Annotated in this window: 3 protein-coding genes; all 3 read left to right on the top strand. The window is 34.8% G+C overall.

All coding sequences use genetic code 11. The features are described 5' to 3' along the window. On the top strand, nt 1-179 hold a 179-nt coding region (locus M663_RS0106595), incomplete at its 5' end, for an HU family DNA-binding protein (protein ID WP_029688365.1). A gap of 54 nt (nt 180-233) precedes the next feature. Continuing rightward, entirely contained in the window at nt 234-479 is a 246-nt protein-coding gene (locus tag M663_RS0106590; protein WP_003868283.1) for an RNA-binding S4 domain-containing protein, read from the top strand. A gap of 55 nt (nt 480-534) precedes the next feature. Further along, on the top strand, nt 535-1,281 hold a 747-nt coding region (locus tag M663_RS0106585; protein WP_029688364.1), incomplete at its 3' end, for a SpoIID/LytB domain-containing protein.

The raw sequence follows: 1,281 nt of genomic DNA, 5'->3' as shown, positions 1-1,281 counted from the left end.
AAGAAGCATTGAAGAATGGTGACAAAGTTCAATTAGTAGGGTTTGGCACATTTGAAGTAAGAGAAAGAGCTGAAAGAAAAGGTAGAAATCCTCAGACAAAAGAAGAAATAACTATTCCTGCTTCAAAAGCTCCTATTTTCAAAGCAGGAAAAGCGTTAAAGGATTTAGTAAATTCTTAAGAAAATCAGGTCTTTATGACCTGATTTTCTTACTTTTGTCTGGAGGTAAGAAGTATGAGAGTCGACAAGTTTTTGAAAGTTTCAAGGCTTATCAAAAGGCGTACGATTGCAAAAGAGGCCTGTGACAAAGGATTAGTTTTTATAAATGGCAAGCAAGCAAAAGCTAGTGACGAAGTAAAAGAACATGATATAATAGAGATAAACTTTGGAAATAAAATTGTCAAAGTAGAGGTTTTAGATGTAAAAGAACATGCTTTAAAAGACGAGGCTTACAAAATGTATAAATTGATAGAAGAATGAATGATTTGTGAAAATCCCTCAAATACTATAAACAAAAGTATAGGAGGGATTTTAATTGTATAGGAACAAACTGAAATTAATTGCGGTGTTAGTAGCTTTGTTATTTGCCATGACTGCTTGCAAGCCGCCTACAAAAAAACCAGAACCTATTAGGAAGCCACGAATGGAACTACCTAAAATACCTGCCAAAATAAATGCAGGAGAGAAGAAAGAGCCTATTCTTAAAGTTTATGTTGTGCAAACGGGCAAAATAGAAAAAATGCCTCTAGAAAAGTATGTTGAAGGAACGGTGGCAGGAGAGATAAAAAATTATTGGCCAATTGAGGCTTTAAAAGCCCAGGCGATTTTAGCTAGGACATATGTTTTAAATTTTGTAAGTACTAAAAAGTCAAAATATCCTGGAGCCGACATATCAACAGATTTTGAAGAGGCACAAGCTTGGAACCCTTCAAATATAAATTCTAAAATAAAAGAAGCCGTAAAAGATACGCGAGGTGTAGTTGCTGTATATGACGGAAAATTTATAAATGCATGGTTTCACTCTCATGCAGCAGGACAAACTGCTTTAGCTAAAGAAGGCCTTAATTATAAAAAGGCGGAACCTCCTTACATTGTAAGTGTAAAGTCAAATGATAGTCCTGATGCACCGGCTAATGTAAAGCATTGGACAGCTACTTTTACAAAAAGTGAAGTGATTAATGCGTTAAAGAAAATGGGGCTTGGAATAAATGACTTTAAAACTGTCAAAATAGGAACAAAAGGAGCTTCAGGCAGGACGATAAACTTTCTTTTCGATAAGATT

Origin of the sequence: Thermoanaerobacter sp. A7A (assembly GCF_000445185.1) — a bacterium.
In the GTDB taxonomy this organism is placed as follows: domain Bacteria; phylum Bacillota; class Thermoanaerobacteria; order Thermoanaerobacterales; family Thermoanaerobacteraceae; genus Thermoanaerobacter.
The sequence above is the reverse complement of the archived record's forward strand: the minus strand, read 5'-3'. Positions and strand labels throughout refer to the sequence as shown.